This is a genomic window from Providencia sp. PROV197, from assembly GCF_028479625.1.
GTDB classification, from domain to species: Bacteria; Pseudomonadota; Gammaproteobacteria; order Enterobacterales; family Enterobacteriaceae; genus Providencia; species Providencia vermicola.
Genome location: NZ_JAMPNZ010000042.1, coordinates 1 through 24,904, shown reverse-complemented (window position 1 = coordinate 24,904; position 24,904 = coordinate 1). Strand labels below are relative to the sequence as shown.

43 protein-coding genes are annotated in these 24,904 nt (G+C 43.2%); 6 read left to right on the top strand and 37 right to left on the bottom strand.

The genetic code is table 11. The annotated features are described in order from the left end of the window. The first annotated feature begins 207 nt into the window (after positions 1–207). A complete protein-coding gene (locus tag PR808_RS20270; protein WP_206086934.1) occupies positions 208–753 on the top strand; it encodes a gamma carbonic anhydrase family protein in 546 nt (181 codons plus the stop codon). On the opposite strand, the gene PR808_RS20265 is transcribed toward PR808_RS20270, so the two are convergent. From PR808_RS20265 to dprA, 5 genes are read right to left on the bottom strand one after another with little or no spacing between them, the layout of a single operon-like run. Then, on the bottom strand, positions 729–989 hold the full coding sequence (locus tag PR808_RS20265) for a DUF1488 domain-containing protein (RefSeq protein WP_272539979.1): 261 nt from the start codon (positions 987–989) through the stop codon (positions 729–731). The genes PR808_RS20270 and PR808_RS20265 overlap by 25 nt on opposite strands. After that, positions 961–1,803, bottom strand: a complete 843-nt coding sequence (aroE, locus tag PR808_RS20260; protein WP_272539978.1) for a shikimate dehydrogenase — start codon at positions 1,801–1,803, stop codon at positions 961–963. Before aroE ends, PR808_RS20265 begins: the two co-directional genes overlap by 29 nt. Positions 1,804–1,808: 5 nt before the next feature. After that, positions 1,809–2,378: an L-threonylcarbamoyladenylate synthase type 1 TsaC gene (gene tsaC, locus PR808_RS20255; protein ID WP_206086931.1), complete on the bottom strand. Its 570-nt coding sequence runs from the start codon at positions 2,376–2,378 to the stop codon at positions 1,809–1,811. 12 nt (positions 2,379–2,390) lie between these two features. Beyond that, complete coding sequence (locus PR808_RS20250) at positions 2,391–2,930, bottom strand: DNA topoisomerase family protein (RefSeq protein ID WP_206086930.1); 540 nt, start codon at positions 2,928–2,930, stop codon at positions 2,391–2,393. Positions 2,931–2,957: 27 nt separating this feature from the next. After that, positions 2,958–4,049 (bottom strand): DNA-processing protein DprA, encoded by a 1,092-nt coding sequence (dprA, locus tag PR808_RS20245; RefSeq protein ID WP_272539977.1) that lies wholly within the window; start codon positions 4,047–4,049, stop codon positions 2,958–2,960. Positions 4,050–4,181: 132 nt separating this feature from the next. Between dprA and def the strand changes: the two genes are divergently transcribed. The 5 genes from def to mscL all read left to right on the top strand — a co-directional run bounded on the left by def (position 4,182) and on the right by mscL (position 8,962). After that, on the top strand, positions 4,182–4,703 hold the full coding sequence (gene def, locus PR808_RS20240; protein ID WP_206086928.1) for a peptide deformylase: 522 nt from the start codon (positions 4,182–4,184) through the stop codon (positions 4,701–4,703). Positions 4,704–4,731: 28 nt separating this feature from the next. After that, on the top strand, positions 4,732–5,679 hold the full coding sequence (gene fmt / locus PR808_RS20235) for a methionyl-tRNA formyltransferase (protein WP_272539976.1): 948 nt from the start codon (positions 4,732–4,734) through the stop codon (positions 5,677–5,679). 67 nt (positions 5,680–5,746) lie between these two features. Continuing rightward, positions 5,747–7,033 carry a 16S rRNA (cytosine(967)-C(5))-methyltransferase RsmB gene (gene rsmB / locus PR808_RS20230; RefSeq protein ID WP_272539975.1) on the top strand — a complete coding sequence of 429 codons (1,287 nt, stop codon included), beginning with the start codon at positions 5,747–5,749 and terminating at the stop codon, positions 7,031–7,033. A 33-nt stretch (positions 7,034–7,066) separates the two neighbouring features. Beyond that, complete coding sequence (gene trkA, locus PR808_RS20225) at positions 7,067–8,443, top strand: Trk system potassium transporter TrkA (RefSeq protein WP_206086925.1); 1,377 nt, start codon at positions 7,067–7,069, stop codon at positions 8,441–8,443. Positions 8,444–8,551: 108 nt separating this feature from the next. After that, complete coding sequence (mscL, locus tag PR808_RS20220; protein ID WP_206086924.1) at positions 8,552–8,962, top strand: large-conductance mechanosensitive channel protein MscL; 411 nt, start codon at positions 8,552–8,554, stop codon at positions 8,960–8,962. Here the strand turns inward: mscL and PR808_RS20215 are convergent, their stop codons facing one another. The 32 genes from PR808_RS20215 to bfd all read right to left on the bottom strand — a co-directional run bounded on the left by PR808_RS20215 (position 8,963) and on the right by bfd (position 24,578). Further along, complete coding sequence (locus PR808_RS20215; protein ID WP_047756676.1) at positions 8,963–9,163, bottom strand: alternative ribosome-rescue factor A; 201 nt, start codon at positions 9,161–9,163, stop codon at positions 8,963–8,965. Positions 9,164–9,194: 31 nt separating this feature from the next. Beyond that, on the bottom strand, positions 9,195–9,611 hold the full coding sequence (gene zntR, locus PR808_RS20210) for a Zn(2+)-responsive transcriptional regulator (RefSeq protein WP_272516391.1): 417 nt from the start codon (positions 9,609–9,611) through the stop codon (positions 9,195–9,197). Positions 9,612–9,746: 135 nt separating this feature from the next. Beyond that, positions 9,747–10,133: a 50S ribosomal protein L17 gene (rplQ, locus tag PR808_RS20205; protein ID WP_014657271.1), complete on the bottom strand. Its 387-nt coding sequence runs from the start codon at positions 10,131–10,133 to the stop codon at positions 9,747–9,749. Between the two features lie 37 nt (positions 10,134–10,170). After that, the gene (locus PR808_RS20200) at positions 10,171–11,160 is read right to left on the bottom strand and encodes a DNA-directed RNA polymerase subunit alpha (protein WP_206086923.1); all 990 of its coding nucleotides are present in this window, start codon (positions 11,158–11,160) and stop codon (positions 10,171–10,173) included. A 25-nt stretch (positions 11,161–11,185) separates the two neighbouring features. Further along, positions 11,186–11,806, bottom strand: coding sequence for a 30S ribosomal protein S4 (rpsD, locus tag PR808_RS20195; RefSeq protein ID WP_004265487.1), 621 nt, complete (start codon positions 11,804–11,806; stop codon positions 11,186–11,188). A 37-nt stretch (positions 11,807–11,843) separates the two neighbouring features. Continuing rightward, positions 11,844–12,233 (bottom strand): 30S ribosomal protein S11, encoded by a 390-nt coding sequence (rpsK, locus tag PR808_RS20190; RefSeq protein ID WP_004388621.1) that lies wholly within the window; start codon positions 12,231–12,233, stop codon positions 11,844–11,846. 16 nt (positions 12,234–12,249) lie between these two features. After that, entirely contained in the window at positions 12,250–12,606 is a 357-nt protein-coding gene (gene rpsM, locus PR808_RS20185; protein WP_004907144.1) for a 30S ribosomal protein S13, read from the bottom strand. Between the two features lie 145 nt (positions 12,607–12,751). Beyond that, the gene (gene rpmJ, locus PR808_RS20180) at positions 12,752–12,868 is read right to left on the bottom strand and encodes a 50S ribosomal protein L36 (protein ID WP_206086922.1); all 117 of its coding nucleotides are present in this window, start codon (positions 12,866–12,868) and stop codon (positions 12,752–12,754) included. Positions 12,869–12,913: 45 nt separating this feature from the next. Next, on the bottom strand, positions 12,914–14,239 hold the full coding sequence (gene secY, locus PR808_RS20175; protein WP_206086921.1) for a preprotein translocase subunit SecY: 1,326 nt from the start codon (positions 14,237–14,239) through the stop codon (positions 12,914–12,916). 7 nt (positions 14,240–14,246) lie between these two features. Next, positions 14,247–14,681, bottom strand: coding sequence for a 50S ribosomal protein L15 (gene rplO / locus PR808_RS20170; RefSeq protein WP_206086920.1), 435 nt, complete (start codon positions 14,679–14,681; stop codon positions 14,247–14,249). A gap of 3 nt (positions 14,682–14,684) precedes the next feature. After that, positions 14,685–14,864 carry a 50S ribosomal protein L30 gene (gene rpmD / locus PR808_RS20165; protein ID WP_004265475.1) on the bottom strand — a complete coding sequence of 60 codons (180 nt, stop codon included), beginning with the start codon at positions 14,862–14,864 and terminating at the stop codon, positions 14,685–14,687. A gap of 6 nt (positions 14,865–14,870) precedes the next feature. After that, positions 14,871–15,371 carry a 30S ribosomal protein S5 gene (rpsE, locus tag PR808_RS20160; protein ID WP_006657022.1) on the bottom strand — a complete coding sequence of 167 codons (501 nt, stop codon included), beginning with the start codon at positions 15,369–15,371 and terminating at the stop codon, positions 14,871–14,873. A 14-nt stretch (positions 15,372–15,385) separates the two neighbouring features. Continuing rightward, entirely contained in the window at positions 15,386–15,739 is a 354-nt protein-coding gene (rplR, locus tag PR808_RS20155) for a 50S ribosomal protein L18 (protein WP_006657021.1), read from the bottom strand. Between the two features lie 9 nt (positions 15,740–15,748). Further along, complete coding sequence (gene rplF, locus PR808_RS20150; protein ID WP_206086919.1) at positions 15,749–16,282, bottom strand: 50S ribosomal protein L6; 534 nt, start codon at positions 16,280–16,282, stop codon at positions 15,749–15,751. A 14-nt stretch (positions 16,283–16,296) separates the two neighbouring features. Then, a complete protein-coding gene (gene rpsH / locus PR808_RS20145) occupies positions 16,297–16,689 on the bottom strand; it encodes a 30S ribosomal protein S8 (RefSeq protein ID WP_004907134.1) in 393 nt (130 codons plus the stop codon). A 29-nt stretch (positions 16,690–16,718) separates the two neighbouring features. Then, positions 16,719–17,024, bottom strand: a complete 306-nt coding sequence (gene rpsN / locus PR808_RS20140) for a 30S ribosomal protein S14 (protein ID WP_004265458.1) — start codon at positions 17,022–17,024, stop codon at positions 16,719–16,721. A gap of 12 nt (positions 17,025–17,036) precedes the next feature. Further along, on the bottom strand, positions 17,037–17,576 hold the full coding sequence (gene rplE, locus PR808_RS20135; protein ID WP_206086918.1) for a 50S ribosomal protein L5: 540 nt from the start codon (positions 17,574–17,576) through the stop codon (positions 17,037–17,039). Positions 17,577–17,591: 15 nt separating this feature from the next. After that, positions 17,592–17,906, bottom strand: coding sequence for a 50S ribosomal protein L24 (rplX, locus tag PR808_RS20130; protein ID WP_047756683.1), 315 nt, complete (start codon positions 17,904–17,906; stop codon positions 17,592–17,594). A gap of 10 nt (positions 17,907–17,916) precedes the next feature. Next, positions 17,917–18,288: a 50S ribosomal protein L14 gene (gene rplN / locus PR808_RS20125; protein ID WP_004265449.1), complete on the bottom strand. Its 372-nt coding sequence runs from the start codon at positions 18,286–18,288 to the stop codon at positions 17,917–17,919. 176 nt (positions 18,289–18,464) lie between these two features. Further along, a complete protein-coding gene (rpsQ, locus tag PR808_RS20120; RefSeq protein WP_042847566.1) occupies positions 18,465–18,719 on the bottom strand; it encodes a 30S ribosomal protein S17 in 255 nt (84 codons plus the stop codon). Continuing rightward, positions 18,719–18,910 (bottom strand): 50S ribosomal protein L29, encoded by a 192-nt coding sequence (rpmC, locus tag PR808_RS20115; protein WP_206086917.1) that lies wholly within the window; start codon positions 18,908–18,910, stop codon positions 18,719–18,721. Before rpmC ends, rpsQ begins: the two co-directional genes overlap by 1 nt. Further along, a complete protein-coding gene (gene rplP, locus PR808_RS20110; RefSeq protein ID WP_004265436.1) occupies positions 18,910–19,320 on the bottom strand; it encodes a 50S ribosomal protein L16 in 411 nt (136 codons plus the stop codon). The genes rpmC and rplP overlap by 1 nt, the downstream gene beginning before the upstream one ends. A gap of 12 nt (positions 19,321–19,332) precedes the next feature. Continuing rightward, positions 19,333–20,034: a 30S ribosomal protein S3 gene (gene rpsC, locus PR808_RS20105; protein WP_004907131.1), complete on the bottom strand. Its 702-nt coding sequence runs from the start codon at positions 20,032–20,034 to the stop codon at positions 19,333–19,335. 17 nt (positions 20,035–20,051) lie between these two features. After that, positions 20,052–20,384 (bottom strand): 50S ribosomal protein L22, encoded by a 333-nt coding sequence (rplV, locus tag PR808_RS20100; RefSeq protein WP_206086916.1) that lies wholly within the window; start codon positions 20,382–20,384, stop codon positions 20,052–20,054. Positions 20,385–20,399: 15 nt separating this feature from the next. Next, a complete protein-coding gene (gene rpsS / locus PR808_RS20095; RefSeq protein WP_004265426.1) occupies positions 20,400–20,678 on the bottom strand; it encodes a 30S ribosomal protein S19 in 279 nt (92 codons plus the stop codon). Positions 20,679–20,692: 14 nt separating this feature from the next. Beyond that, entirely contained in the window at positions 20,693–21,517 is an 825-nt protein-coding gene (gene rplB, locus PR808_RS20090) for a 50S ribosomal protein L2 (protein WP_206086915.1), read from the bottom strand. A gap of 19 nt (positions 21,518–21,536) precedes the next feature. Then, complete coding sequence (gene rplW / locus PR808_RS20085) at positions 21,537–21,839, bottom strand: 50S ribosomal protein L23 (RefSeq protein ID WP_206086914.1); 303 nt, start codon at positions 21,837–21,839, stop codon at positions 21,537–21,539. Then, positions 21,836–22,441, bottom strand: a complete 606-nt coding sequence (gene rplD / locus PR808_RS20080) for a 50S ribosomal protein L4 (RefSeq protein ID WP_206086913.1) — start codon at positions 22,439–22,441, stop codon at positions 21,836–21,838. Before rplD ends, rplW begins: the two co-directional genes overlap by 4 nt. 16 nt (positions 22,442–22,457) lie before the next feature. Beyond that, on the bottom strand, positions 22,458–23,087 hold the full coding sequence (rplC, locus tag PR808_RS20075; RefSeq protein ID WP_206086912.1) for a 50S ribosomal protein L3: 630 nt from the start codon (positions 23,085–23,087) through the stop codon (positions 22,458–22,460). Between the two features lie 32 nt (positions 23,088–23,119). After that, on the bottom strand, positions 23,120–23,431 hold the full coding sequence (rpsJ, locus tag PR808_RS20070; protein ID WP_001181005.1) for a 30S ribosomal protein S10: 312 nt from the start codon (positions 23,429–23,431) through the stop codon (positions 23,120–23,122). 346 nt (positions 23,432–23,777) lie between these two features. Next, on the bottom strand, positions 23,778–24,251 hold the full coding sequence (gene bfr, locus PR808_RS20065) for a bacterioferritin (RefSeq protein ID WP_206086911.1): 474 nt from the start codon (positions 24,249–24,251) through the stop codon (positions 23,778–23,780). Positions 24,252–24,377: 126 nt separating this feature from the next. Beyond that, positions 24,378–24,578, bottom strand: a complete 201-nt coding sequence (gene bfd / locus PR808_RS20060; protein WP_206086910.1) for a bacterioferritin-associated ferredoxin — start codon at positions 24,576–24,578, stop codon at positions 24,378–24,380. Between the last annotated feature and the right edge of the window lie 326 nt (positions 24,579–24,904).

Genomic DNA, 24,904 nt, shown 5'->3' with positions numbered 1-24,904 from the left:
TGGCAGAATTACACAACCTTTTTTTTAAAAAAAAACACTGTTTGAGGATAAAATCACCACCTTGCCTTTTTTAGCCTCACAATGGTTATAAAAAGAGCAATTTTTCACCTATAATTCTTACTTTGACGTACTTATTTAGTACATTAACTCATAATAAGTTAACAAGTTACTTATCATTCTTTCTTTTTCATTTTTATGGCTATTGATATGAATAAACCTTTACGATCTTACTTGGGCATCTATCCTTCACTTGAACCACGAGTTTTTATCGATCCATCTTCAGTGGTTATTGGTGATGTACGATTAGCTAAAGATGTTAGTATTTGGCCTCTTTCCGTTTTACGTGGAGATGTTAACTACATTGCTATTGGTGCTCGTACGAATATTCAAGATGGCTCCGTATTACATGTGACACATAAATCCGCCAGCAATCCAGAGGGAAACCCACTAATCATTGGTGAAGATGTCACTGTTGGGCACAAAGTTATGCTTCATGGTTGCACTATTGGTAATCGAGTATTAGTCGGAATGGGTTCAATCGTAATTGATGGGGCTATAATAGAAGATGATGTCGTGATTGGTGCGAATAGTCTAGTTACTCAAGGTAAGCGTTTGGAATCTGGCTATTTATATATGGGCAGCCCAGCAAAAGCCATCAGGAAACTGACTGATGCTGAACTCGCGCATTTACGTTATTCCGCCAATAATTATGTTGAATGGAAAAATAATTATTTATCTTCTGATAATACGTAAATTCCATTTTCATCATCGAAGCCTTGTGCGATCAAGGCTTCGAACTCTTCTTCTACATCCCATCGATTTTGTTGAAAAAGTACTAATGCCGTTTCTTCTTCACCATATCGTTGAAATAAAAGAGCTTGCGAAATAGTGCATTCCGCAAGTAGACCGCTAATTAACACAGGGAAACGCACCACCCCAGATGATTCATCCCATTCTTCCCTATCGGGGAATTGGATCAATTGATTCACCTTTTAATTCCTTATATAAAGCAGACAAAACAGGTGTAATTTCTGGTTGAACACCATGCCATAATTTGAACGAAAATGCGGCTTGCCCAACTAACATCCCAAGTCCATCAGCAATTTTTGTCACCTGATGTTGACGCGCAAACTCAAGGAAAGGTGTTAATGTTGCTTGATAAAACATGTCATAACAAGCAATTTTCTTTGTAAAAACAATTGGGTTAATCGCAGGGATCTCTCCACTAACACCTGATGACGTCGCATTTATAACCAGATCAAAATCTGCTGAGCCGATCTGTTCGAGCGCTTTTCCTCGGATCTTGCCTAATGAGGAGAACTCATTAACTAACGTTTCTACTTTAGAAAACGTTCTATTTGTCAGTGTGATATCACAACCAAACTCTAAAAGCGGTAATAATGCACCTCGTGTTGCTCCACCAGCACCGATGATGAGTACTCGACTATTTGGCTGCACAAATTCTAAACGTTGTAAGTCTAACAGTAACCCCATCCCATCTGTGTTATCACCAAGCAGTCGGTTATCATCAAGCTTCATCACCGTATTGACCGCACCACAAATTTGAGCACGCTCAGTTAACTCAGAAACAACTAAAAAAGCTCGTTCCTTAAATGGCAAGGTGATGTTTGCGCCTTTTCCACCTTGTGAAAAAAAAACGCCCAAACTTTCTTCAAAGTTTTCTATCGGTGCTAAAATTTTTTCATACTCAAGCGCAATCCCCGTTTGTTCTGCAAACATCTTATGTATAAACGGTGATTTACTGTGCTGAATCGGATTTCCAAAGACTGCAAACATTTCCATTAATATTATCCTTTACGATACAATTCGCCTGTCTTGGCATCCCTGATTTCAGATGGGTTCTGGCGGCCACCAACATTTCCATCAAGCACAGGCACCCTGTCATTAAACTGTGCAATAACCTCTTCAGTGGTTCTGCATGGCTCAAACCCGCTTAAATTGGCACTTGTTGATACCAATGGCTTACCATAATGACGACAAAGTTTTTTGACAAGTGCATGGTCGGTAACTCTCACGGCTAGTGTATCAAACCGCCCTGTTAACCATTTAGGTGTTGTCGCTTTAGCTGGAATAACCCATGTCACAGGCCCTGGCCATGTCGCGAACATCGCTTGTTTTTGCTCTTCCGTTAATTGTGCATCATCGATGTAATCTTTTAATTGCTCATAAGTATCAGCTATGAGAATCAATCCTTTTTCCCAAGGACGCTGTTTAAGGTCTAAAAGCTGATGAACTGCCGTCTCGCTATCAGGGTCACAACCTAAACCAAAAACAGCTTCAGTTGGATAGGCGATCACTTTTTCTTGTTTTAACGAAACAATAATACTTTCAATTGCAGGTGTAGATTCATTTGACATAGTTTTAACTCATTATTCTTCTTGTTGCTTACCGCAGCGTTTGCTGGCACAAAATAATCTTACTCCCAGTCCCCCCCTTTTTTCCATCAATAATGGATATTCACAAAACATACATTTACCAACAGTAGGCTTATTATTAAGAATAAACTGACAGTTAGGGTAGTTATCACAGGCATAAAAAGTCTTCCCAAAACGAGATTTTCTTTGGAGTAAATTGCCTTTTTGGCATTGTGGGCAAGGAACTTTTGTTTCATCTGGTTTATCTATGAGCTCAATATGCTCACATTCAGGGTAATGACTACAACCAATGAACATACCAAACCGACCTTGTTTCAATACCAGGTCATGCCCACACTGAGGACAAAGCTGCCCATCTAACACCTTGATAACATGACTTTCAATACTTGGCCTCAATGGGCGCATATAGTGACATTCTGGATAACTAGAGCATCCAAGAAAAGGCCCATGGCTACTATTACGGATCACCAGCAAAGAATTACACTCTGGGCAATATTCGTTTTTATCTGTATCAAAAGGCAATTGTTTCGACATTTTTTTCTCTTACTTTTAATCAATCAATTAACTTAGTCTGATATATCCACCAGAGCAGGAGCGAATCACACCATTAATTTCCATTTCTGTTAATATTGAAACAACTTGAGTAATCGGCATCTGAACTTGAGTCGCAATAGTATCCACTGGTGTAACTTGGTAGCCCACCACATCAAAAATTTTATTTTCAACCAAACTAAGCTTGGGAAGCGTGTCATTGTTCTTATAAGCATCGATGGGAAGCTCAGATTGGACCCAATTTAGCCCATCCCTTAAATGCTGTAAAATATCCTCAGCATCCACTAATAAATAAGCGCCTTGTTGCAATAACCAGAGGTTACCACCAAATGCAGGATTGCCAAGAGGTGCAGGAAGCGTAAAAAGGTCACGATTTTGCTCAATAGCATAACGCGCTGTAATTAAGGAGCCACTTTTCATACCCGCTTCTATGACGACTACCACTTTACTTAACCCGCTAATAATTCGATTTCGTCTTGGAAACTGTTTGGGTAATGGTGGAGTATCTGGCCAGTATTCCGATACGAGAGCCCCATTTTCTTTTATTTGTTCAGCAAGCGCATCATGTTGTTTCGGATAAATATTTTCCAAGCCACTACCCAAAACGGCAATAGTCACGCCATTGTTATCAAGTGCAGCCTTATGACTTATCCCATCAATGCCTAACGCAAGTCCGCTGGTAATCGCCATCCCATATTGAACAAAATCCTTAACAAACTCCGTCGACCACTTTCTACCATAGTCACTCGCTTGCCGACTTCCAACTAAAGCGATTTGTTGCGTTGCAAGTATTTCTTTTTTCCCTACCACAAAAAGCAAAAGTGGCGGGTGATGGATCTGTTTTAATAAAAAAGGATAAAGAGGGTCTATAAAAGTAATCATTCGATTACTTTTATGCATTAACCATTGTTGTACTTTTTCCAATCGGTGCTTTGGCACATTAAGGAATTGTAGCCTTTGTATTTCGTTTAAACCACAGTGTTGCAAAGCCCTATTACTGATTTTACTAAGTTGTTTTAGCTCATTAATAATGCCTACTGCATGAATGGGTAATAACCGACTTACCAGAGACATTCTTAACCATATTTCTTGGAGGTTCATTTCGTCATCCTGACTGATTAGTAGATATGTTCCTCAGTGAACAAATCATAACCAATACTGTCAATATGCCCGAGAAATGTCTAGAATAAGCATTAATTCCCATTCACTTTTTGGAAACCGCTCGAAAAATTTATGTCAGTCTTAAACGTATTACATTATCCAGACGAGCGCTTACGCACAATTGCTAAGCCAGTCGAAAAAGTTGATGCGCAAATTCAACGCATTGTAGATGATATGTTCGATACCATGTACGAGGAAGAAGGTATTGGGCTCGCTGCTACGCAAGTCGATATCCACCAGCGGATCATTGTTATTGATGTGTCTGAAACACGTGACCAACGTTTAGTCATTATCAATCCTGAATTATTAGATAAATCAGGTGAAACGGGTATCGAAGAAGGATGTCTTTCTATTCCTGAGCAGCAAGGGTTTGTTCCTCGAGCAGAGCAAGTCAAAATCCGTGCATTAGATTATAATGGCGAGCTTTTTGAACTCGAAGCTGATGGTTTATTGGCTATTTGTATCCAACATGAAATGGATCACCTTGTTGGTAAGCTGTTTGTTGATTACTTATCGCCGTTAAAACGCCAACGTATTCGCCAGAAAGTTGAAAAGCTCGATAGGCTTAGAGCGAAAGAGGCAAAAAATAGCTAGTTTAGTGAATAAAAACAGGGAAATTAACGTGTCAGAACCATTAAAAATTATCTTTGCAGGAACGCCTGATTTTGCAGCAAAACATTTAGCTGCTCTTCTTGGAACCCAGCACCAAATCGTTGGCGTTCTTACTCGCCATGATAAACCTGCAGGTAGAGGTAAAAAACTAACGCCGAGCCCTGTAAAAGTTTTAGCGCAGGAACATGACATCCCTGTTTTTCAACCCATATCTCTAAGAGGCGCTGAAAATCAACAGTGGCTCAAAGACAGAAATGCAGATCTCATGATAGTTGTCGCATATGGTTTGATTTTACCCCAAGCTGTTTTAGACATTCCTCGCTTAGGCTGTTTGAATGTGCATGGTTCCTTATTGCCTCGTTGGCGTGGAGCGGCACCGATTCAACGCTCAATTTGGGCTGGGGACGCTGAAACAGGGGTGACGATTATGCAGATGGATGCGGGATTAGATACGGGCGACATGCTGTATAAAGCTGTCTGCCCCATCACGCCGAACGACACCAGTGCAACCCTATATGAAAAACTCGCTATCACTGGGCCGGAAGCTTTAATTCATACGGTTAATATGTTATCTACGGGCCAATGTACACCAGAAAAGCAAAATGATGCTCTTGCCAATTACGCAGAAAAACTCTCTAAAGAAGAAGCTCGTATTGATTGGCAACAAGATGCGACTCATATTGAACGTTGTATCCGTGCATTTAATCCATGGCCGATGAGCTATTTTATGTTTCAGGAACAACTGATTAAGGTTTGGCAAGCTGAAGTGATTGAAGATTTACAAGGTAAGCAACCTGGCACAATCATTCGTGCGGATAAAAATGGGATATGCATTGCTACGGGGAATGGCGTATTAAATATCACCCAATTACAACCACCTGGCAAAAAAGCCATGAGTGCGCAGGACATACTAAACTCCCGCCGTGAATGGTTTACCCCAGAGCAAATTCTCGATTAACGAATCTGTAAACTGCCTGAAATATCAGGCAGTTTTATTTTAGTAACTAAAAGACCCATCTTCACTTATGAAAAACACATACAATTTGCGTAGTCTCGCTGCGACTGCAATTAACCAAGTTATCGATAATGGGCAATCATTAAGTACTGTTTTGCCTGATTTGCAACGTAATATCAACGATAAAGATAGAGCATTATTACAAGAGATTTGCTTTGGTGTTCTACGTTATTTACCTAAGCTTGAATGGTTTATTAACCAATTAATGGAAAAACCGCTCACGGGTAAACAGAGAACCTTGCACTATCTAATTATGGTCGGTATCTATCAGCTACTCTACACACGTATACCAGCACATGCAGCATTAGCTGAAACCGTAAATGGTGCCGTCGCACTCAAACGCCCTCAACTAAAAGGCTTAATCAATGGTGTCTTACGTTCTTTTCAACGCCAACAGGTTCAATTAGAAGAACGGATCGCGAATAACAATAGCCAATACCTTCACCCGAGTTGGTTACTCAAGCGTTTACAAGTTGCTTATCCTAATGATTGGCAAACTATTGTTGAAGCAAATAATCAGCGCCCACCTATGTGGCTAAGAGTCAACTCCCAACATCATACTGCTGAGCAATATCTTGGTCTGTTAGAACAAGCAGAAATAACGGCACACTTGCACTCAACTCATCCCAGTGCTATCCGCTTAGAGGAACCTACCGCAGTCACAAAATTACCAGGCTTCGATGAGGGTTGGTCAACAGTACAAGATGTTTCTGCTCAAGGCTGTGCAGAACGACTTGAACCACAAAATGGTGAAAATATTTTAGATTTATGTGCGGCACCAGGTGGCAAAACAACACATATTTTAGAGCTCGCACCAAAAGCTAATGTACTTGCAGTTGATATTGATGAAACCCGTCTAAAACGAGTAAAAGATAATTTAATTCGTCTTAAGCAACACGCTACTGTCGTGCAAGGAGACGGTACACAGCCCGAAAAATGGGCTGATGGGCAGCAATTTGATCGGATTTTACTTGATGCACCTTGTTCGGCGACTGGAGTTATCCGTCGCCACCCTGATATAAAATGGCTACGTCGTGACTCCGATATCAATGAACTGGCAGAATTACAGGCTAAAATCTTAGAGGCTGTTTGGCCTTATCTAAAAGCAGGTGGTACTTTATTGTATGCGACCTGTTCTGTCATGCCTGAAGAAAACTGTCAGCAAATACAACGGTTCCTTACTAAACATTCCGATGCACATCTAAATGATGGGACAGAGGCAGGACTGCAAATATTGCCAAGTGCTGAAGGTGGTGATGGCTTCTTTTATGCACGTATAATAAAACAAGCACAATAATAAGTCATGAGTTACCTAATATAGGAATATGCAATGAAAATCATTATTCTAGGCGCTGGGCAAGTCGGTGGCACACTTGCTGAAAATTTAGTTGATGAGAACAATGATATTACAGTCGTTGATACCGATGGCGATCGTCTGCGCCAGCTGCAAGATCAATTCGATCTACGTGTCGTCAATGGTCATGGCTCCCATCCACGCGTGCTTCGTGACGCAGGGGCTGAAGATGCTGATATGTTAGTCGCGGTCACTAACTCTGACGAAACAAATATGATTGCTTGCCAAATTGCATATAGCCTATTTAATACGCCGAATAAAATTGCACGGATCAGAGCCACCGAATATATCCGTGAGGCAGATAAGCTTTTTCTTCCTGAGCAGATCCCAATTGACTACCTGATATCACCTGAGCAGTTGGTTATCGACTATATCTATAAACTGATTCAATATCCTGGTGCTCTTCAGGTTGTTAATTTTGCGGAAGGTAAAGTCAGTATTGTTGCTGTAAAAGCTTACTATGGTGGTTCACTGGTAGGGAATGCTTTATCTAGCTTACGTGAACATATGCCACATATAGATACGCGAGTTGTTGCGATATTTCGGCAAGATCGCCCTATTCGTCCTCAAGGCTCAACGGTTATTGAAGCAGGTGATGAAGTCTTCTTTGTCGCTTCAACACAACATATTCGCGCAGTAATGAGTGAGCTACAAAGGCTGGAAAAACCCTATAAGCGCTTAATGATTGTGGGTGGAGGAAATGTTGGTGCAGGTCTAGCTCGGCGTTTAGAAAAAGATTATAGCGTTAAGCTTATCGAGCGAAACCAGCAACGCGCGACTGAATTAGCACAACTGCTACATGATACCATCGTATTTTATGGTGATGCATCTGACCAAGAGCTACTCACTGAAGAACATATTGAGCAAATGGATGTGTTTATCGCCCTCACAAATGATGATGAAGCTAATATTATGTCTGCAATGTTAGCGAAAAAAATGGGGGCCAAAAAAGCAATGGTGCTTATCCAGCGTTCAGCCTACGTTGAGCTTGTTCAGGGGGGAGTGATTGATATTGCCGTCTCTCCTCAGCAAGCCACGATCTCTGCTTTATTAAGCCATGTAAGAAAAGCCGATATTGTTAGTGTTTCTTCTTTAAGAAGAGGTGTCGCAGAGGCCATTGAAGCTATTGCACACGGTGATGAAAATACCTCAAAAGTGGTCGGTAAAAAAATATCTGAAATTAAACTTCCTCCAGGAACAATTATTGGCGCAATAGTTCGAGAAGAGGAAGTTATTATAGCTAGCGATTATCATATTATTGAACAAGGTGACCATGTCATTATGTTTATTACAGATAAAAAATACGTTCCTGACGTAGAGAAATTATTCCAGCCAAGCCCGTTCTTTTTATAAAATAATAAAAAGAGCGTAAATATTTGCAGCTTAATAAATCTAGCGACTATAATTTGTTAACCTAACACGCACTTTGTTTCAATTGAATTATTTATTAAGGGGTCGTCGATGAGTTTTTTAAAAGATTTTCGCGAATTTGCCATGAAAGGCAATGTAGTAGATATGGCTGTCGGTATTATTATTGGTGCTGCATTTGGTAAGATTGTTTCTTCATTAGTTGCTGATGTCATCATGCCCCCATTAGGCCTACTCATTGGTGGGGTAGACTTTAAATCATTTAGTGTTGTACTAAAAGAAGCACAAGGTGATTTGCCAGCTGTTGTACTTAATTATGGGATGTTTATACAAACTGTATTTGACTTTGTTATTGTAGCTTTTGCGATCTTTATGGCAATTAAAGTAATGAATAAAGTTCGTCGTGAAAAAGAAGCTGCACCAGCTGAACCAACGCCGCCCTCTACTGAAGAAGTTTTATTATCAGAAATTCGTGATTTATTGAAAGAGCAGAATAAAAAATAACTAAAAAGCCAGTGGTAATAAGTAAATAAACCTATTACCACTGGCCTCCCAGTTATTTGCCTTATTATTTTTTCCTTTTCTTGTATAACTTCCTTTTCCTTTTTTATTTTTTTCTACTCGTTGACGAAATAATGGGTCATGAAGTAATGCTTCAATTGCATTATCTTTTATCTCACCACGTTTGTGCTGATATTTACTCATAATATACCTTCTTTAGTTTCAGTTAATAACCTTAATAAACCTTAGATGCACCCCGCTCTAGAATCTCCATAATAGAACAGTATGTTGACGCATGTTCCTCACCACAGCATGCAGAACTCAACATCTTCAGTGAATCACGCATGATAATAAGCTCTTGAATCTTTTTTTCAACTTCCAGTAATCTGATATCGACAATATGTTTAGACTCCTGGCAAGTATGGTGTTCTGGATCAACACGAATAGACAACAGCTCTGATATTGCTTCTAAAGTAAAACCTAATTGCTTTGCATAACGGATAAAACGCAATCTCTGAAGGTCTTGTTCTGTAAATAAACGATAACCACCTTCGGTACGTACTTTGTGCCCCATTAGCCCTTGTTTCTCATAGAAGCGAACTGTATCGGGAGTCACATCGGCTAACTTGGCAATTTCACCTATCTTATACATACTCATAATGCTTTACCTGTAAATAAGGATTGATAGTAGAAAATTCAAGGGAAGAACAAATCATTCGAAGGGTAAGAATAGCAGGTACAAAAAAACCGGGCAAATATACCCGGTTTTCTTGAAAGCTACTGTAGATTACTCTGCAGCTGCTTCTTGAGACTCAACAGCACGGTCAACAAGCTCGATGTAAGCCATCGGAGCGTTGTCGCCTGTACGGAAGCCACACTTAAGAATACGAGTGTAACCACCAGCACGAGCTGCGAAACGAGGTCCCAGTTCATTAAATAATTTTGCAACGATCTCGTTATCACGAGTACGTGCGAATGCCAGACGACGATTAGCTACGCTGTCGGTCTTGGCAAGAGTAATCAGCGGCTCAACGACGCGACGCAGTTCTTTCGCTTTAGGCAGAGTCGTCTTGATGATCTCATGACGAACTAAAGAACCAGCCATGTTACGGAACATAGCTTGGCGGTGGCTGCTGTTGCGGTTCAATTGACGACCACTCTTACGATGGCGCATGACCTTATCCTTCTCAGTAAAACCTTAACCTGTGATCTTAATCATCAGCAATACTTGCTGGTGGCCAATTTTCTAAGCGCATGCCCAGAGAAAGACCACGAGATGCCAAGACGTCCTTAATTTCAGTAAGAGATTTCTTACCAAGGTTAGGCGTTTTAAGCAACTCAACTTCTGTACGCTGTACCAGATCACCGATGTAGTGGATAGCTTCTGCTTTAAGGCAGTTAGCAGAGCGGACAGTCAATTCCAGATCGTCAACTGGGCGCAATAAGATAGGATCGAATTCTGGTTTCTCTTCTTTAACTTCTGGTTGACGTACATCACGTAAATCAACAAAAGCTTCAAGCTGTTCAGCCAGAATGGTCGCTGCACGGCGAATCGCCTCTTCAGGATCGATTGTACCATTAGTTTCCATTTCGATAACTAACTTATCCAAGTCAGTACGTTGCTCAACACGAGCTGCTTCAACATTGTAGGCAATACGCTCTACAGGGCTGTAGCAAGCATCGACTAACAAACGACCAATTGGGCGCTCATCTTCTTCCGAATGAACTCGGGCAGAAGCCGGCACATAACCACGACCACGCTGAACTTTAATACGCATATTAATTGATGCGTTTTCGTCAGTCAGGTGGCAGATGATATGCTGTGGCTTGACGATTTCGACATCACCATCATGGATGATATCGGCTGCAGTCACAGGGCCAATGCCAGATTTATTCAAGGTTAAAATAACTTCATCTTTCCCCTGAACTTTTACCGCCAGCCCTTTCAGGTTGAGGAGAATCTCCAGGATATCTTCCTGTACACCTTCTTTGGTGCTGTACTCATGCAGTACACCATCAATCTCAACCTCTGTCACCGCACAACCCGGCATAGACGAAAGCAGAATACGGCGCAGTGCGTTACCTAGAGTATGGCCAAAGCCACGCTCTAAAGGCTCAAGGGTCACCTTAGCGTGCGTCGAACTCACTTGCTCGATATCTACCAGGCGCGGTTTTAGAAACTCTGTCACAGAACCCTGCATTGTGTCCTCTCTTTGGTGCTAAGCTTTACTTGGAGTAAAGCTCGACGATCAGGTGTTCGTTAATGTCCGCAGACAAGTCAGTACGTTCAGGAATACGTTTGAACACACCTTCCATTTTAGCAGCATCAACTTCCAGCCAAGTTGGCTTCTCACGCTGTTCAGCCAGCTCTAAAGCAGCCTTAATACGAGACTGTTTTTTAGCTTTCTCACGAACGCTGATAACGTCATTCGGGGAAACCTGATAAGAAGCGATATTAACAACACGACCATTTACCATGATAGCTTTATGGCTAACCATTTGACGTGCTTCTGCGCGAGTTGCGCCAAAGCCCATACGATAAACGACGTTATCAAGACGACCTTCCAGCAGAGTCAGCAGGTTTTCACCTGTGTTGCCTTTTAGACGTGTTGCTTCTTTGTAATAGTTACGGAATTGACGTTCCAGAACACCGTAGATACGACGAACTTTTTGTTTTTCACGTAACTGAACACCGTAGTCAGACAGACGCGGTTTACGCGCTCCGTGCTGGCCTGGTGCCTGTTCTAATTTACACTTGGTGTCAATCGCGCGAACACCAGACTTCAGAAAGAGGTCTGTTCCTTCGCGACGGCTCAGCTTGAGCTTAGGACCCAAATATCTAGCCATTTTCTTTCTCCAACAGTCCTAAAAAAAACGAAACGTATTAAACGCGACGTTTTTTCGGTGGGCGACAACCGTTATGAGGGATAGGAGTCACATCAGTAATATTAGTGATGCGGAAACCAGCGGCGTTCAGAGCACGAATTGTTGATTCGCGACCCGGACCCGGTCCCTTAACCATAACTTCCAGGTTTTTGATTCCGTATTCTTTCACAGCTTCTGCGCAACGCTCTGCCGCAACCTGAGCTGCGAACGGAGTGGATTTGCGAGAACCACGGAAACCGGAACCACCGGCAGTTGCCCAACCTAATGCGTTACCCTGACGGTCAGTAATTGTAACGATTGTGTTGTTGAAAGAAGCATGGATATGAGCCACACCGTCTGAGACTTGTTTTCTTACACGCTTACGTGCACGAACTGGTGCCTTTGCCATTATTCAATACCCCGACTTATTTCTTGATCGGCTTACGCGGACCCTTGCGGGTACGAGCGTTAGTCTTAGTACGCTGTCCGCGCACAGGAAGACCACGACGATGACGTAAACCACGGTAACATCCAAGGTCCATCAGACGCTTGATGCTCAGGGTAATTTCACGACGTAGGTCACCTTCTACCACATACTTGGCAACTTCGTCACGCAGCTTGTCGATTTGTTCTTCAGACAGCTCACTGATCTTAACATTTTCAGCAATACCAGTTGCTTCACAGATAGCCTGTGAACGTGTTTTGCCGATTCCGAAAATCGATGTTAAAGCGATTACGGTATGTTTATGATCAGGAATGTTAATGCCTGCTATACGGGCCACTATGCACTCCTAAGTTAAAATATACATTACTGTGCTGAAAAGCCCGTTTTCAGGATACTCAAACAATAATGTATCTTAGATAAAAAAGATTGGCTGGCTAATTTAGCCAGCTCAACCCAACTTTGCAAGAAAAAAATGCTTTTTCTTAACCTTGACGTTGTTTATGTCTTGGTTCAACACTGCAAATTACACGAACGCTACCATGGCGACGGATAACTTTACAGTTACGGCATAATTTCTTGACGGAAGCACGAACTTTCATTTTTACTCTCCGTAACTTCTAGCAAACCATAACCACACTAAGTGATTATTTACCTTTAAGGTTTGCTTTCTTCAATGCAGACTCATACTGACTTGACATCATCAGAGTTTGCACTTGAGCCATAAAGTCCATGATAACGACAACCACAATTAAGAGGGAAGTACCACCAAAGTAGAAAGGTACTTTCATTGCGTCACGCATGAACTCCGGGATTAGGCAGATAAAGGTAATGTATAACGCACCAACTAATGTCAGGCGAGTCATTACCTTATCAATGTACTTGGCCGTTTGCTCTCCCGGACGAATTCCTGGTACAAATGCACCGGACTTCTTCAGGTTATCTGCTGTTTCTCTCGGGTTGAAAACCAATGCCGTATAGAAGAAACAGAAGAAGATGATCGCAGAAGCATAAAGCAACACATATAACGGTTGACCAGGCTGTAAGTACATAGAAATTGTAGTCAGCCAGTCCCAGCCAGTTCCATCACCAAACCAAGATGCTATTGTACCTGGGAATAGTATGATACTGGAAGCAAAAATTGCAGGAATTACACCCGCCATATTCACTTTTAACGGTAAATGTGTACTTTGTGCTGCATAAACACGGCGTCCTTGCTGACGTTTAGCGTAATTAACGACAATACGACGTTGACCACGTTCCATAAACACAACAAAGAAAGTTACCGCGAATACTAACACCGCAACCAACAGCAACAGGAGGAAGTGCAGATCGCCTTGCCGAGCTTGCTCGATGGTATGGCCAATGGCCGGCGGTAATCCCGCAACGATACCAGCGAAGATAATGATTGAAATACCGTTACCGATACCTCTTTCAGTTATCTGTTCGCCTAACCACATAAGGAACATGGTTCCTGTGACTAAGCTAACAACTGCCGTAAAGTAGAACGGAAGGCCTGGATCAATCACTAATCCTTGCATCCCTGGCATATTCGGTAGACCCATTGCAATACCAATAGATTGGAATATTGCTAATACCAGAGTACCCCAACGAGTATATTGGCTTATCTTCCGACGACCTGCTTCTCCTTCCTTCTTAATCTCTGCTAATCGTGGATTAACCACTGATAATAATTGGACAATGATCGATGCCGAAATATACGGCATGATACCCAAAGCAAAGATAGAAGCACGGCTAAGAGCACCACCAGAGAACATGTTAAACATTTCAATGATGGTGCCTTGTTGCTGTTCGAGCAATTTGGCAAGCACAGTGGCATCAATACCAGGGATTGGAATAAAAGAACCAATTCGGAATACAATTAGCGCACCAATTACAAACAAAAGTCTGCGTTTAAGTTCGCCAGCTCCACCTTTGGCACTTTGAAAATCTAATCCTGGTTGTTTAGCCATCTGTCACTTATTCCTCAATTTTACCGCCGGCAGCTTCGATTGCAGCGCGAGCACCTTTAGTAACACGAAGGCCACGTACAGTAACTGCACGGTTCACTTCGCCAGACAGAATAACTTTCGCAAATTCAATCTGGATGCCAACAACGTTCGCGGCTTTCAGTGCGTTCAGATCAATAACATCGCCTTCAACAGCTGCAAAATCAGACAGACGAATCTCTGCAGTGATCATTGCTTTGCGTGAAGTAAAGCCGAATTTCGGCAAACGACGGTATAAAGGCATCTGGCCACCTTCGAAACCACGGCGTACGCCACCGCCAGAACGAGATTTCTGACCTTTGTGACCACGTCCGCCAGTTTTACCCAGACCAGAACCGATACCACGACCTACGCGTTTAGGCGCGTGCTTGGCACCTTCAGCCGGAGACAGAGTATTTAAACGCATCTCTTACTCCTCAACTTTAACCATGTAGGAAACCAAGTTGACCATACCACGAACGGCAGGAGTATCCTCACGTTCTACTGTATGACCAATGCGACGCAGACCTAAACCGACCAGTGTTGCCTTATGCTTAGGCAGACGACCGATTGAACTGCGAACTTGTGTAATTTTAATAGTCTTAGCCATGGCTGATTACCCCAGAATTTCTTCGACGGATTTTCCACGCTTAGCTGCGACCATTTCTGGAGACTTCATGCTGTCTAAAGCATCCAGTGTTGCACGAACCACGTTGATTGGGTTTGTGGAACCGTAGGTTTTAGCCAGTACGTTGCGAACTCCAGCTACTTCTAACACTGCACGCATTGCACCACCGGCAATAATACCAGTACCTTCGTGAGCAGGTTGCATAAACACGCGGGAACCGGTGTGTGTACCTTTCACTGGGTGGAATAATGTGCCGTTGTTAAGAGCAACGGTTTTCATACTGCGACGGGCTTTTTCCATCGCTTTCTGGATTGCTGCCGGAACTTCGCGCGCTTTGCCGTAGCCAAAACCAACGCGACCGTTACCATCACCAACTACAGTCAGTGCGGTAAAGCTGAAAATACGGCCACCTTTAACGGTTTTTGCTACGCGGTTTACCGCGATCAGCTTTTCCTGCAGTTCGCCAGCTTGTTTTTCGATGTGAGACATCTTACACCTCTACCTTAGAACTGAAGGCCAGCTTCACGGGCAGCATCTGCCAGTGCCTGGACTCTACCATGATATTGGAAACCAGAACGGTCAAAAGCAACAACAGTGATGCCTTTTTCCAGTGCGCGTTCAGCAACTAATTTACCAACTGCTGCTGCTGCGTCTTTGTTTCCAGTAAACTTAACTTGTTCATTGATAGCTTTTTCTGTAGTAGAAGCTGCAACCAATGTTTCAGAACCGTTTGGTGCGATAACCTGCGCATAAATATGGCGTGGAGTACGATGTACCACCAGGCGAGTCGCACCCAATTCTTGGATCTTACGGCGTGCGCGGGTCGCACGACGGATACGAGCTGCTTTCTTATCCATAGTGTTACCTTACTTCTTCTTAGCCTCTTTGGTACGCACGATTTCATCGGCGTAACGAACACCTTTACCTTTGTAAGGCTCAGGACGACGGTAAGCACGCAGTTCTGCTGCAACTTGACCAATCACTTGCTTATCCGCACCTTTCAGTACGATTTCAGTTTGTGTTGGACATTCAGCAGTAATGCCTGCTGGCAGTGCGTGTTCAACCGGATGCGAGAAACCTAAAGACAAGCTAACAGCATTGCCTTTGATTGCTGCACGGTAACCAACACCAACCAGTTGAAGCTTTTTAGTGAAGCCATCGGTAACACCAACAACCATTGCATTGCACAGTGAACGAGTAGTACCCGCTTGTGCCCACGCATCTTCAAAACCATCACGTGGTCCGAAAGTTAAATGGCCATCTTCATGTTTAACTTCAACTGCATTATGGATAGTACGAGTAAGCTCGCCGTTTTTACCCTTAATCGAAATAACCTGACCGTTGAGTTTTACCTCTACGCCGGCAGGAATGACGACGGGTGCTTTTGCCACACGAGACATTCTTTCCTCCCGAATTAAGCTACGTAGCAGAGAATCTCGCCACCAAGACCAGCTTGGCGAGCTGCACGATCAGTCATGACACCTTTAGAGGTAGAAACAACAGCGATACCTAGGCCAGCCATAACTTGTGGCAGCTCATCTTTTTTCTTATAGATGCGCAGACTTGGGCGGCTTACACGCTGAATGCTTTCTACAACAGCCTTACCTTGGAAATAACGTAAAGTCAGTTCCAATTCTGGCTTGATGTCGCCTTCAATTTTAAAATCTTCAATATAACCTTCTTCCTTCAGCACTTTGGCAATCGCCACTTTCAGCTTGGAGGAAGGCATGGTGACCGCAACTTTGTTCGCGGCCTGACCGTTACGGATACGGGTCAGCATATCCGCGATGGGATCTTGCATGCTCATCTGTCTTTACTCCCGTGATTCAAATGGAATTACCAACTTGCCTTTTTAAGGCCCGGGATTTCACCGCGCATAGCGGCTTCACGGACTTTAATACGGCTCAGACCAAACTTCCGCAGGAAACCGTGCGGACGCCCTGTTTGACGGCAGCGGTTACGCTGACGAGAAGGACTTGAATCACGTGGCAGTGTTTGCAGCTTGAGAACAGCGTCCCAGCGATCTTCATCAGATGCTTTAACATCAGAGATGATAGCTTTCAATTCAACGCGTTTTGCGAAGAACTTCTCAGCTAATTTAGCACGTTTAACATCACGCGCTTTCATAGATTTCTTAGCCATGAGTACCCTGCCTTACTTGCGGAACGGGAAGTTGAACGCTGCTAACAGTGCGCGACCTTCGTCATCTGATTTCGCAGTAGTGGTGATAGTAATATCTAAACCACGTACACGATCCACTTTATCGTAATCGATTTCAGGGAAGATGATTTGTTCACGAACACCCATGCTGTAGTTACCGCGACCATCGAAAGACTTAGCGGACAAGCCACGGAAGTCACGAATACGTGGTACAGCAATAGAAATCAGACGCTCAAGGAACTCCCACATGCGTTCACCACGCAGGGTTACTTTACAGCCGATTGGATAGCCCTGACGGATTTTGAAGCCTGCAACAGATTTGCGTGCTTTGGTGATCAATGGTTTTTGACCAGAGATAGCTGTTAAATCAGCTGCTGCGTTATCCAGCAGTTTTTTATCAGCAATCGCTTCACCAACACCCATATTCAGGGTGATCTTCTCGACCCGAGGGACTTGCATGACAGAAGAGTAACTAAACTCAGTCATGAGTTTATTAACAACTTCGTCTTTATAGTAATCATGCAGTTTCGCCATCGTATACTCCAAAAATTACTTGATAGTTTCACTGTTAGATTTGAAGAAACGGACTTTTTTGCCGTCTTCGAATCTAAAGCCTACACGGTCTGCCTTACCAGTTGCCGCGTTAAAGATTGCAACGTTAGAAACTTGAATAGCCGTTTCTTTTTCAACGATGCCACCTGGTTGATTCAGAGCCGGAACTGGCTTCTGATGTTTTTTAACCAGATTGATACCTTCAACGATAACTTTACCAGAAGAAAGAACCTGTTTTACTTTACCGCGCTTACCTTTGTCTTTACCAGTTAGCACGATAACTTCGTCATCACGACGGATTTTCGCTGCCATAGTTCGCTCCTTAGAGTACTTCAGGTGCCAGAGAGATAATTTTCATAAACTTCTCATTACGAAGTTCACGAGTTACCGGCCCAAAAATACGCGTACCGATTACTTGCTCGCTGTTATTGTTTAATAACACACAAGCATTACCATCGAAGCGAATGACAGAACCGTCAGGGCGACGTACACCCTTCTTGGTGCGCACCACTACCGCTTTCAGGACATCACCCTTTTTAACTTTACCGCGTGGAATTGCTTCTTTAACAGTAATTTTAATGATGTCGCCTACATGTGCATAGCGACGGTGCGAGCCACCTAGAACCTTGATACACATTACGCGACGTGCACCGGAGTTGTCGGCCACGTTCAGCATAGTCTGTTCTTGGATCATTTTAGTGCTCCGCTAAATGTCAACTACTACTGAGCCACCTCATTATGAAGAGGCCGTTCAAATATACCCATACTACGAGGGCGCGGCATTATAACACCACATCAACGCGATGGACAGAAAAAAATAAACGGCTCAGTCAAAAAGAGCCGTTTATTCATCACGAAAAATCTATTCTATTACAGAACAGCTTTTTCTACAACGCGAACTAAGGCCCAAGACTTAGTCTTAGACAGTGGACGAGTTTCGCGGATTTCTACCACGTCACCAATTCCACATTCATTGTTCTCGTCATGTACGTGCAATTTAGTCGTACGACGGATGAATTTACCATACAGAGGGTGTTTCACCATACGCTCGATAGCAACAACAATAGATTTCTCCATTTTATCGCTAACTACACGACCTTGCAGAGTACGGATTTTATCGCTCATTACGCACCTGCCTTCTCAGTCAGTAAAGTCTTCACACGTGCGATATCGCGACGCACTTGTTTCAACAGATGAGACTGTTGCAGCTGACCGCTTGCAGCTTGCATACGTAAATTAAATTGTTCACGCAGCAGATTCAGCAGTTCAGCATTCAGCTCTTCAACGCTTTTTACGCGCAGCTCTTGTGCTTTCATTACATCACCGTCTTAGTTACAAAGGTGGTTTTGATAGGCAGTTTCGCTGCTGCCAGAGAGAATGCCTCACGAGCCAGCTCTTCAGGCACACCGTCCATTTCGTACAGGACTTTTCCAGGCTGGATTAAGGCAACCCAATATTCTACGTTACCTTTACCTTTACCCATACGAACTTCGAGTGGTTTCTCAGTGATTGGTTTGTCTGGGAACACACGGATCCAGATTTTACCTTGACGCTTAATAGCACGGGTCATAGCACGACGTGCCGCTTCGATCTGACGTGCAGTCAGACGACCACGGCCAACAGCTTTAAGACCGAAAGTGCCGAAGCTAACATCCGTACCTTGCGCTAGACCACGGTTGCGGCCCTTGTGCACCTTACGGAATTTTGTACGCTTTGGTTGTAACATCAGCGACTCTCCTTACTTGCGGCCTTTACGCTGCTGCTTTTTAGGTTGAGCAGCTGGTTTCTCAGCTTGTTCAACAGCAGCCATACCACCCAGAATCTCACCTTTGAAGATCCATACCTTAACGCCGAGAACACCATATGTAGTGTGCGCTTCTGAAGTGTTGTAATCGATATCAGCACGTAATGTGTGCAGTGGCACACGGCCTTCACGATACCACTCGGTACGAGCGATTTCAGCACCGCCTAAACGGCCACTGACTTCAACTTTGATACCTTTAGCGCCCAGACGCATTGCGTTCTGTACTGCACGCTTCATAGCACGACGGAACATAACACGACGTTCCAGCTGTGAAGAGATGCTGTCAGCAACTAATTTTGCGTCTAGTTCTGGTTTACGAACTTCGGCGATATTGATTTGCGCAGGAACACCAGCGATATCCGCTACTGTTTTACGCAGTTTTTCAACGTCTTCACCTTTCTTACCGATAACGATACCTGGGCGAGCAGTGTGAATAGTCACACGGATGCTTTTCGCAGGACGTTCGATAACGATGCGAGAGATTGACGCTTTTGCCAGTTCTTTATTCAAGTACTGACGTACTTTAAAATCGCTGTCTAGGTTGTCAGCGAATTCATTAGTATTCGCATACCAAGTAGAGTTCCAAGGTTTGACAATACCCAGGCGAATACCATTAGGATGTACTTTCTGACCCATTGCTAGTCTCCAGAGTCTCAGCGATCGGACACAACCACAGTAATGTGGCTGGTGCGCTTAAGAATACGATCTGCACGGCCTTTCGCACGCGGCATGATGCGTTTCATAGTTGGACCATCGTCTACGAAAATTTTCGCAACTTTCAGGTCATCAATGTCAGCGCCATCGTTTTGCTCTGCGTTAGCAATTGCAGATTCAAGTACTTTCTTCACTAAACCAGCAGCTTTCTTGTTGGTGTAGGTCAGAATTTCCAGAGCTTGCGACACTTTCTTACCGCGAATCAGGTCGGCGACTAAGCGAACCTTCTGGGCAGAAGAACGAGCGTGGCGATGTATAGCTAAAGTTTCCATCTCTTCCTCCTATCCTTAACGTTTCTTAGCTTTCTTATCTGCCGCATGGCCGCGATAAGTGCGAGTCGGTGCGAATTCACCCAGTTTGTGACCAACCATTTCGTCGGTTACGAAAACTGGAACATGCTGACGACCATTATGGACAGCGATGGTCAATCCGATCATATTAGGAAAGATCGTTGAACGACGGGACCAAGTCTTGAGAGGCTTCTTGTCTCCGCTTTCCACCGCTTTCTCTACCTTCTTCAGCAAGTGCAGGTCAATGAAAGGACCTTTCTTGAGAGAACGTGGCATGGCTTATCCTCTAATTATTTTTTAGAACGATGACGTACGATGAATTGATCAGTACGCTTGTTGCTACGAGTTTTCTTACCTTTGGTCTGAACGCCCCATGGTGTTACTGGGTGTTTACCAAAGTTACGGCCTTCACCACCACCATGTGGATGGTCTACTGGGTTCATCGCAGTACCGCGAACGGTAGGACGAATACCACGCCAGCGGCTAGCACCAGCTTTACCGAGAACACGTAACATATGTTCAGCGTTACCAACTTCACCTAAGGTTGCACGGCAATCTGCTAATACTTTACGCATTTCACCAGAACGCAGACGTAATGTTACATAAGCACCATCACGAGCAACGATTTGAGCGTAAGTACCTGCTGAACGCGCTAACTGACCACCTTTACCTGGTTTCAGTTCAATGTTGTGAACTGTAGAACCAACAGGGATGTTGCGCATTGGCATTGCATTACCAGCTTTGATTGCTGAATCAACACCAGATTGAATCTGGTCGCCAGCTTTCAGGCCTTTTGGTGCAAGAATATAACGACGTTCACCGTCTTTATATAGAACCAGTGCGATGTTCGCAGAACGATTTGGATCATATTCCAAACGCTCAACAACAGCAGGGATACCATCTTTGTTGCGTTTAAAGTCAACTAAACGATAATGCTGCTTATGGCCACCACCGATGTGACGGGTAGTGATACGGCCATTGTTGTTACGACCACCGGATTTGCTGTTTTTTTCTAACAGCGGAGCATAAGGTTTACCCTTATGCAGCTCAGGGTTAACCACTTTAACTACGTGGCGACGGCCCGGAGACGTAGGTTTACATTTAACAACTGCCATTGTTCTTTACTCCTCCGACTTACTCTGCGCCGCTAATGAAGTCCAGATTCTGGCCTTCTTTCAGCGTAACGTAAGCTTTTTTCCAGTCGCTACGACGACCAGTACGCTGACCGTGGCGTTTAGTTTTGCCTTTAACCAGCAAAGTGTTAACACCTTCAACTTCAACTTCAAACAGTTTCTGTACAGCAGCTTTGATTTCTGCTTTAGTTGCATCTTTTGCAACTTTGAGAACGATGGTATTGCTTTTTTCCATCGCTGTAGAAGCTTTTTCAGATACATGCGGCGCGCGCAGTACTTTCAGCAGACGTTCTTCACGGATCATGCCAGCATCTCCTCAACTTGCTTCACAGCATCAGCAGTCATAACCACTTTGTCGAAAGCAATCAGGCTAACTGGGTCGATACCTGCTACATCACGAACGTCAACCTTGTACAGGTTACGTGCTGCTAAGAACAGATTTTCATCTAATTCAGCAGTGATGATCAGAACATCTTGCAGAGCCATATCTTTCAATTTCTGTGCCAGCAACTTAGTTTTAGGTGCTTCAACAGAGAACTGTTCGACAACGATCAGACGATCTTGACGTACCAACTCAGAGAGGATGCTTTTTAAAGCACCACGGTACATCTTTTTATTAACTTTTTGACTGTGGTCCTGTGGTTTAGCTGCGAAGCTAACACCACCAGAGCGCCAGATTGGGCTCTTGATTGAACCAGAACGTGCACGGCCTGTGCCTTTTTGACGCCATGGTTTTTTACCTGAACCAGAAACTTCAGCACGAGTTTTCTGAGCACGAGTACCTTGACGAGCACCAGCTGCATACGCAACAACTACTTGGTGAACAAGCGCTTCATTGAAATCACGCCCGAAGGTAGTTTCGGAAACAGTCAGCGCGCTTTGCGCGTCTTTCATTACCAATTCCATTCCTATCTCCTTGACGTTAAGCCTTGACAGCCGGTTTTACGATCAGGTTGCTACCAGTTGCTCCTGGAACAGCACCTTTGACCAGCAGCAGGTTGCGCTCAGCGTCAACACGTACTACATCTAAGCTTTGAACAGTTACACGTTCATTACCCAGTTGGCCTGCCATTTTCTTGCCTTTGAACACTTTGCCCGGAGTCTGGTTCTGACCGATAGAACCCGGAACACGGTGTGACAAGGAGTTACCGTGAGTAGCATCTTGAGTACGGAAATTCCAGCGTTTAACTGTGCCAGCAAAACCTTTACCTTTAGATGTACCAGTAACGTCGACTTTTTTAACGTCAGCGAAAATTTCAACGCTAATGCTTTGACCTGCAGTAAATTCAGCACCTTCTTCAGTACGGAATTCGCGCAGAATACGGCCAGCTTCAACGCCAGCTTTAGCGAAATGACCTGCTTCAGGTTTAGTTACACGGTTAGCTTTTTTGCTACCAGTAGTAACCTGAATTGCATTGTAACCGTCAGTTTCTGCAGTTTTAACCTGAGTAACGCGGTTATTTTCAATTTCGATAACAGTTACAGGGATAGAAACACCATCTTCAGTGAAGATACGTGTCATTCCCACTTTCTTACCGACTAAACCAATCATTGTTTCAACCTCTCAATCGTTCGACGACCTGATTAACCCAGGCTGATCTGCACGTCAACGCCGGCAGCCAGGTCCAGACGCATCAGAGCATCAACGGTCTTCTCGGTTGGCTCAACGATGTCAACCAGACGTTTGTGAGTGCGAATTTCGTACTGATCACGCGCATCTTTATTAACGTGCGGAGAAATCAGAACGGTAAAACGCTCTTTACGTGTCGGCAGCGGGATAGGACCACGTACCTGCGCACCAGTGCGCTTAGCAGTCTCTACGATTTCCGCAGTTGATTGATCGATTAAACGATGATCAAAAGCTTTAAGGCGGATACGGATTCTTTGGTTCTGCATGAGACCAGAGCTCCAACTATTTTATAAACGTAAATGATTACTCCTCGCACCCATTTCGATTGATGGGGGAGTGTAATCGTCTTAGTGTAACCCCCATATCGGGAGTATTGTCTAAATGAGCAACAAATCGTTGGCTCAATACTGATATTTCAGTCCTAATAAATTAGGGCTTACTCATCAGTAAGCCCGCGCATTATACGTAAATTATTGCGAAACGCAAGCAATCGGGGAAAATATGTGCGAATTTTCTCATGGTCATAACAAAAAAACGCCCAACTCTGATGGATTCAGAAGTTAGGCGCCTATCAAAATCAAAAATCTCACAGAAGATTGAAATCTAAAGTCACTACTCTTCGATCACTTGAGCTTGTAGATAATTTTGAATACCTAAGCGAACAATTAAATCTAACTGTGTTTCTATCCAATCAATATGATTTTCTTCATCCGCTAAAATTTCAATCATCAGATCTCGGCTGACATAATCATGGATAGAATCTGCGTACTTAATTGCCTCTTTTAAGTTTTTTGCGCCATCAAGTTCAAGCTGTAAATCTGACTTAAGCATTTCTTCCACATCCTCACCGATGTTTAACTTACCTAAGTCTTGTAAATTAGGAATACCTTCAAGGAAAAGAATACGCTCTATGTATTTATCGGCATGTTTCATTTCATCGATTGATTCATGATATTCCATCTCATTGAGACGTGTCAGCCCCCAATTTTTAAACATACGTGCATGTAAAAAATATTGGTTAATTGCGACTAGCTCATTGCCCAACAATTTATTAAGGTGGGCTATCATTTTTTTATCGCCTTTCATTTGTACCCTCCATCGCTTCCAGTCTTTTAAGTGTAGTACTGAAATTGATTAGCAGAGTAATTTTTACACAAGCATTTATGTAAAAGGCAATAAAACTAATTGGAAGATAATTTGGAGGGTAAGCGATTATGCAACTTCAATAGCACAAATCTCTTCTAGCTGGATAAGCTCTTGTTGTAAAATCTCTCTTGTTTGCCGAATACACTTTCCACATTCACGACCGACAGGCAATACTTGTCGCAACCCTTTTAATGAGCTGACTTGGTATTTCCTTACCGCATTTCTGATTTGCTTATCTGTAATGGCTTCACAAAGACAAACGTACATATTTTTTAGCCTGTATAAATTATATACTTATATTTTAAATAAAAATGATTCGCATTTCAATTACCATTACAGATTATTTACACAGGCTTCTACATCTATATTTAATTTAAAAATAGTTCTCATTTCGACTCATATTTATTTACCGACACATAAGTTGCAATTCTGCAATAAGCATAACGAATTAATATCTAATAACTAATTTTTCTAAGAGAAATAATTTCTATGGAGAAGTTAAAACATTGGAGAAGGGATACGCGCAGATATAAAAAAGGCACCAATTAAGGTGCCCTTTTCTAACATTTTGTGATGCTATGTATTATGCAATG

What these genes read in the sequence shown, in the direction of transcription:
- PR808_RS20270 (WP_206086934.1), top strand. Translation starts at nt 208, where the DNA reads ATGAATAAACCTTTACGATCTTACTTGGGCATCTATCCTTCACTTGAA.
- aroE (WP_272539978.1), bottom strand. Translation starts at nt 1,803, where the DNA reads ATGGAAATGTTTGCAGTCTTTGGAAATCCGATTCAGCACAGTAAATCA.
- tsaC (WP_206086931.1), bottom strand. Translation starts at nt 2,378, where the DNA reads ATGTCAAATGAATCTACACCTGCAATTGAAAGTATTATTGTTTCGTTA.
- PR808_RS20250 (WP_206086930.1), bottom strand. Translation starts at nt 2,930, where the DNA reads ATGTCGAAACAATTGCCTTTTGATACAGATAAAAACGAATATTGCCCA.
- dprA (WP_272539977.1), bottom strand. Translation starts at nt 4,049, where the DNA reads ATGAACCTCCAAGAAATATGGTTAAGAATGTCTCTGGTAAGTCGGTTA.
- def (WP_206086928.1), top strand. Translation starts at nt 4,182, where the DNA reads ATGTCAGTCTTAAACGTATTACATTATCCAGACGAGCGCTTACGCACA.
- rsmB (WP_272539975.1), top strand. Translation starts at nt 5,747, where the DNA reads ATGAAAAACACATACAATTTGCGTAGTCTCGCTGCGACTGCAATTAAC.
- trkA (WP_206086925.1), top strand. Translation starts at nt 7,067, where the DNA reads ATGAAAATCATTATTCTAGGCGCTGGGCAAGTCGGTGGCACACTTGCT.
- mscL (WP_206086924.1), top strand. Translation starts at nt 8,552, where the DNA reads ATGAGTTTTTTAAAAGATTTTCGCGAATTTGCCATGAAAGGCAATGTA.
- PR808_RS20215 (WP_047756676.1), bottom strand. Translation starts at nt 9,163, where the DNA reads ATGAGTAAATATCAGCACAAACGTGGTGAGATAAAAGATAATGCAATT.
- zntR (WP_272516391.1), bottom strand. Translation starts at nt 9,611, where the DNA reads ATGTATAAGATAGGTGAAATTGCCAAGTTAGCCGATGTGACTCCCGAT.
- rplQ (WP_014657271.1), bottom strand. Translation starts at nt 10,133, where the DNA reads ATGCGCCATCGTAAGAGTGGTCGTCAATTGAACCGCAACAGCAGCCAC.
- PR808_RS20200 (WP_206086923.1), bottom strand. Translation starts at nt 11,160, where the DNA reads ATGCAGGGTTCTGTGACAGAGTTTCTAAAACCGCGCCTGGTAGATATC.
- rpsD (WP_004265487.1), bottom strand. Translation starts at nt 11,806, where the DNA reads ATGGCTAGATATTTGGGTCCTAAGCTCAAGCTGAGCCGTCGCGAAGGA.
- rpsK (WP_004388621.1), bottom strand. Translation starts at nt 12,233, where the DNA reads ATGGCAAAGGCACCAGTTCGTGCACGTAAGCGTGTAAGAAAACAAGTC.
- rpmJ (WP_206086922.1), bottom strand. Translation starts at nt 12,868, where the DNA reads ATGAAAGTTCGTGCTTCCGTCAAGAAATTATGCCGTAACTGTAAAGTT.
- secY (WP_206086921.1), bottom strand. Translation starts at nt 14,239, where the DNA reads ATGGCTAAACAACCAGGATTAGATTTTCAAAGTGCCAAAGGTGGAGCT.
- rplO (WP_206086920.1), bottom strand. Translation starts at nt 14,681, where the DNA reads ATGCGTTTAAATACTCTGTCTCCGGCTGAAGGTGCCAAGCACGCGCCT.
- rpmD (WP_004265475.1), bottom strand. Translation starts at nt 14,864, where the DNA reads ATGGCTAAGACTATTAAAATTACACAAGTTCGCAGTTCAATCGGTCGT.
- rpsE (WP_006657022.1), bottom strand. Translation starts at nt 15,371, where the DNA reads ATGTCTCACATCGAAAAACAAGCTGGCGAACTGCAGGAAAAGCTGATC.
- rplR (WP_006657021.1), bottom strand. Translation starts at nt 15,739, where the DNA reads ATGGATAAGAAAGCAGCTCGTATCCGTCGTGCGACCCGCGCACGCCGT.
- rplF (WP_206086919.1), bottom strand. Translation starts at nt 16,282, where the DNA reads ATGTCTCGTGTGGCAAAAGCACCCGTCGTCATTCCTGCCGGCGTAGAG.
- rpsH (WP_004907134.1), bottom strand. Translation starts at nt 16,689, where the DNA reads ATGAGCATGCAAGATCCCATCGCGGATATGCTGACCCGTATCCGTAAC.
- rpsN (WP_004265458.1), bottom strand. Translation starts at nt 17,024, where the DNA reads ATGGCTAAGAAATCTATGAAAGCGCGTGATGTTAAACGTGCTAAATTA.
- rplE (WP_206086918.1), bottom strand. Translation starts at nt 17,576, where the DNA reads ATGGCGAAACTGCATGATTACTATAAAGACGAAGTTGTTAATAAACTC.
- rplX (WP_047756683.1), bottom strand. Translation starts at nt 17,906, where the DNA reads ATGGCAGCGAAAATCCGTCGTGATGACGAAGTTATCGTGCTAACTGGT.
- rplN (WP_004265449.1), bottom strand. Translation starts at nt 18,288, where the DNA reads ATGATCCAAGAACAGACTATGCTGAACGTGGCCGACAACTCCGGTGCA.
- rpsQ (WP_042847566.1), bottom strand. Translation starts at nt 18,719, where the DNA reads ATGAGCGATAAAATCCGTACTCTGCAAGGTCGTGTAGTTAGCGATAAA.
- rpmC (WP_206086917.1), bottom strand. Translation starts at nt 18,910, where the DNA reads ATGAAAGCACAAGAGCTGCGCGTAAAAAGCGTTGAAGAGCTGAATGCT.
- rplP (WP_004265436.1), bottom strand. Translation starts at nt 19,320, where the DNA reads ATGTTACAACCAAAGCGTACAAAATTCCGTAAGGTGCACAAGGGCCGC.
- rpsC (WP_004907131.1), bottom strand. Translation starts at nt 20,034, where the DNA reads ATGGGTCAGAAAGTACATCCTAATGGTATTCGCCTGGGTATTGTCAAA.
- rplV (WP_206086916.1), bottom strand. Translation starts at nt 20,384, where the DNA reads ATGGAAACTTTAGCTATACATCGCCACGCTCGTTCTTCTGCCCAGAAG.
- rpsS (WP_004265426.1), bottom strand. Translation starts at nt 20,678, where the DNA reads ATGCCACGTTCTCTCAAGAAAGGTCCTTTCATTGACCTGCACTTGCTG.
- rplB (WP_206086915.1), bottom strand. Translation starts at nt 21,517, where the DNA reads ATGGCAGTTGTTAAATGTAAACCTACGTCTCCGGGCCGTCGCCACGTA.
- rplW (WP_206086914.1), bottom strand. Translation starts at nt 21,839, where the DNA reads ATGATCCGTGAAGAACGTCTGCTGAAAGTACTGCGCGCGCCGCATGTA.
- rplD (WP_206086913.1), bottom strand. Translation starts at nt 22,441, where the DNA reads ATGGAATTGGTAATGAAAGACGCGCAAAGCGCGCTGACTGTTTCCGAA.
- rplC (WP_206086912.1), bottom strand. Translation starts at nt 23,087, where the DNA reads ATGATTGGTTTAGTCGGTAAGAAAGTGGGAATGACACGTATCTTCACT.
- rpsJ (WP_001181005.1), bottom strand. Translation starts at nt 23,431, where the DNA reads ATGCAGAACCAAAGAATCCGTATCCGCCTTAAAGCTTTTGATCATCGT.
- bfr (WP_206086911.1), bottom strand. Translation starts at nt 24,251, where the DNA reads ATGAAAGGCGATAAAAAAATGATAGCCCACCTTAATAAATTGTTGGGC.
- bfd (WP_206086910.1), bottom strand. Translation starts at nt 24,578, where the DNA reads ATGTACGTTTGTCTTTGTGAAGCCATTACAGATAAGCAAATCAGAAAT.